This window comes from Nocardiopsis coralliicola (assembly GCF_054779695.1).
Genome location: NZ_BAAGXT010000092.1, coordinates 1 through 3734 on the forward strand (window position 1 = coordinate 1; position 3734 = coordinate 3734).

The 3734-nt window shown below is 74.7% G+C and carries 3 protein-coding genes; 2 read left to right on the plus strand and 1 reads right to left on the minus strand.

Annotated elements, in window-relative coordinates; genetic code table 11:
* Positions 1 to 56 precede the first annotated feature (56 nt).
* Positions 57 to 2372: an accessory Sec system translocase SecA2 gene (secA2, locus tag ACYVGT_RS28015; RefSeq protein WP_460863851.1), complete on the minus strand. Its 2316-nt coding sequence runs from the start codon at positions 2370 to 2372 to the stop codon at positions 57 to 59.
* A gap of 231 nt (positions 2373 to 2603) precedes the next feature.
* On the opposite strand from secA2, the gene ACYVGT_RS28020 reads away from it, so the two are divergent.
* Both ACYVGT_RS28020 and ACYVGT_RS28025 read left to right on the plus strand, forming a co-directional pair.
* Complete coding sequence (locus tag ACYVGT_RS28020; RefSeq protein WP_460863849.1) at positions 2604 to 3362, plus strand: ABC transporter ATP-binding protein; 759 nt, start codon at positions 2604 to 2606, stop codon at positions 3360 to 3362.
* Positions 3359 to 3734, plus strand: a 376-nt coding sequence (locus ACYVGT_RS28025; RefSeq protein ID WP_460863850.1) for an FtsX-like permease family protein, incomplete at its 3' end; no start/stop codon positions are given. The genes ACYVGT_RS28020 and ACYVGT_RS28025, both read left to right, overlap by 4 nt.

A 3734-nucleotide genomic window follows, 5' to 3' on the forward strand; every position in this document is an offset into this window, starting at 1 on the left:
GCCGCCGGCGCCCCCGGCCGCGCGCCGGCCGGCTCGAGCCCGGGCGGGCCGCCCGGCTACTTCTCCCGGGCGAAGAGCGCCTTGATGTTGCGGCCCGCGTTCTCCAGCTCGGAGGAGAACGGGTGGTCGTGGACCATGTACGTCCAGGTCATCGAAGGGCGCTTGACGCCGGCCTTGGACACGTCGATCTCGCCGTCGGCCGCGGTGGCGTCGGCGAACATCTCCGCGGCGCGCGACCGGGCGGTGTCCAGGAAGCCCTTGAACGCGGGCACGGCGTCCCGGTTGAACTCGTCCAGCGGGTCGCGGCGGCCGAGGAACCGCAGGTGGATGCCCTCCCGCAGTTCGGCGAGGAACGCGTTGTGGTCGGTCCAGCCGCGGTCGAGGTGGTAGAGCGTGATGAGCCGCGCGGCGCGCGCCACCTCGGCGGCGCCGTCGCCGCCGCCCTCCTCCACGTCGGTGGCGAGGTCGGCGTGGTGCTGCGGCACATCGAGCGCGAGCTGCTTGTCGCCGAGGTTCTCGGTGAGCACCGCTTCCCGGTGCTCCAGGACGACGCCGCGCTGCACGTCGATGAGCTTGTTGTAGCGCCAGGTGTTGCGGTGCACCTCGAGCAGCTGGCCCTCCGCGACGCGCTGCGCGTGGTCGATCGCCGAGAGCCAGGTGGACTCGGTGATGCGCCCTTCGCCGTCGGCGCTGTAGCCGGAGGTGTCGACGGCGGCCGTGGTGACCAGGTCGTCGTCGAGGCTGACGTAGAACACCGACCGGCCGGGGTCGCCCTGCCGGCCGGCGCGGCCGCGCAGCTGGTCGTCGAGGCGGCTGCTGGGGTAGCGGCCGTAGCCGAGCACGTAGAGGCCGCCGGTCTCGACGACGCGGTCCCGGTCGTCCATGCTGCTGCCGCCGAGCCGGATGTCGGTGCCGCGCCCGGCCATCTGGGTGGAGACGGTGATCGCGCCGTAGGTGCCGGCCTCGGCGATGACGGCGGCCTCGTCAGCGTCGTTCTTGGCGTTGAGGACCGTGCAGGACAGCCCCTCGCCCTCGAGCCGCTTGGCGAGCCGCTCGGACTCGGCGACGTCCTGGGTGCCGACCAGGATCGGCCGGCCTTCGGCGTGCACCTCGGCGATCTCCGCGACGACCGCGTCCTCCTTCTCCTCGCGCGTGGCGTAGAGGCGGTCCGGCTCGTCGGTGCGGATGTTCGGCTTGTTCTGCGGGATCTGCGCGACCTCGAGCTCGTAGAACTCGCGCAGCTGCTCGGCGACGGCCATCGCGGTGCCGGTCATGCCGGCCAGCGTCGGGTAGCGCAGGACCAGTGCCTGCATGGTGATCTGGTCGAGGACCTCGCCGGTTTCGGACGCGGCGACGCCCTCCTTCGCCTCGACGGCGGCCTGGAGGCCGTCCGGCCAGCGCTGCAGCAGCGCGATGCGGCCGCGGGACTCGTTGATGAGCCGCACCTGGCCGTCCCGGACGACGTAGTGCACGTCCCGCTTGAGCAGCGCGTGCGCGTGCAGCGCGAGGTTGACCCGCGGCAGGACCGAGGTCTCCTCCTCGTCGTAGAGGTCGACACCCAGGCGGCGCTCGGCCTCGTCGATGCCCTCCTCGGTGAGCTGGACGTTGCGGCCCTCGTCGTCGACCTCGTAGTGGGTGAGCGGCGTGAGGGCGGCGGCGAGCCCGGCCATTTCGACGTCGGCGTCGGTCGCCTCGGCGGCGCCGGCCAGCACCAGCGGCACCCGGGCCTCGTCGACCAGGACCGAGTCGGCCTCGTCGACGATCGCGACCTCGGGCTGCGGCAGGACGCGGTCGGCGGCGTCGGTGACCATCCGGTCGCGCAGCACGTCGAAGCCGACTTCGCTGACCGAGGCGTGCACGACCTCGGCGGTGTAGGCGGTGCGCCGTTCGTCGGCGGTCGAGGACTCCGCGATCGAGGCCGGGACGACGCCGAGCAGTTCGTACAGCGGGCGCATCCACTCGGCGTCGCGGTGGGCGAGGTAGTCGTTGACGCTGAGCACGTGCACGCGCTTGCCGCGCAGTGCGAACCCGGCGGCGGCGAGCGCGCCGGTGAGCGTCTTGCCCTCGCCGGTGGCCATTTCGGCGATGTGGCCGTCGAGCAGTGCCATGACGCCGACGAGCTGCACGTCGAACGGGCGCTCGCCCAGGGCGCGGCGGGCCGCCTCCCGGCCGAGGGCGCACAGCTCGACGAGGTCGTCGCGCTCATAGGGCAGCTCGGCGTTGCCGAGGTCGGCCGCCCGCTCGGTCAGCTCCGCGTCAGTGAGCTCGCGCAGGTCGTCCTCGCGCGCCTCGATCGGCTCCAGCAGCTTGGTATAGGGCCTGACGTCCACCGCGCCGGGCTTGCCCAGCAGCCGGCGGACGCTCTCCGCCATTCGTCCGAACACCCCGCAAGACTAACCCGACGCGGCGCCCGTGCGGTCCGCCACATTCGGGCCCCGGGACAGGGGGATCCGGCGGGGCGGCCCGCGGGTGCTCCGCTGCAGCGCCGCGTGGCGGGCCGGCCCGCGCCGGCGGAGGTGCGGGCCGGAAGGTAGGGCGCGCCCCACCCGGAGCCTCCGCCGCACCCCAGTGCCGCCGGCCGCGCAGCATGGTGCCATCGGTGCATGATGCACGGAGCTGCAGTGGAACTGCACGGACTGACCCGGGTCTACGGGTCCGGCGAGCGGCGGGTCAGGGCCCTGGACGGGGTGGGCGCCGCCTTCGCGCCCGGGTCCTTCACCGCGGTGATGGGCCCGTCGGGCTCGGGCAAGTCGACGCTGCTGCACTGCGCGGCGGGACTGGAGCGCCCGTCCGCGGGGCAAGTGGTGACCGCGGGCTGCGACCTCGGCGCACTCTCCGCGGCGCGGCTGACCGCGCTGCGCCGCGACCGGATCGGCTTCGTCTTCCAGCAGTTCAACCTGGTGTCCGCGCTGACCGCGGAGCAGAACGCGGGGCTTCCGCTGCGGCTGGCCGGCCGGCGCCCCTCCCGGGAGCGGGTGCGCGCCGCGCTGGCGCGGGTGGGCCTTTCGGGCCGGGAGCGGCACCGCCCGGCGCAGCTCTCCGGCGGCCAGCAGCAGCGGGTCGCCGTGGCCCGGGCGCTGATCACCGAACCGGACGTGCTCTTCGCCGACGAGCCCACCGGCGCGCTGGACAGCACGGCCTCGCACACCGTCCTCGGCCTGCTGCGGGACCACGCCGGCGGACACGGAGCCCGGCCGCACACGGTCGTCATGGTCACGCACGACCCGGTCGCCGCCGCCTACGCCGACCGGGTGCTGTTCCTGCGCGACGGCCGCACCGCGGGAACCCTGGAGGCGCCGTCGGCCGACGCGGTCGCCGCGCGGCTGACGGCGCTCGAGCCGGCTCCGGAGCCCGCCCGATGAGCCGGCTCGGACTGCACCTGGCGCTGTCCCTGCACACGCTGCGCGAGCGGTGGAGCTCCTTCCTCGGCACGTTCGTGCTGATCGCGGTCGCGGTGGCCGCGATCGCCGCGCTCGGCACGGCGCTGGCCGCTGCGGGCCGCTCCGGCTCGTTCGGCGGGGTGGCGAACCTGCTCGCCTCGGCCGCGCTGCTCACCGCGTTCACCTCGGTGTTCGTCGTCGCCTCCACGTTCGCCTACTCGGCGGCGCAGCGGCGGCGGGAGTTCGCCCTGCTGTCGGCGCTGGGCGCCGGGCCGCGGCGGCTGCAGGCCGTGCTGGCCGGCGAGGCGCTGCTGGTGGCGGCCGCCGCCGGCACCGCGGCCTGGGTGGCGGGCC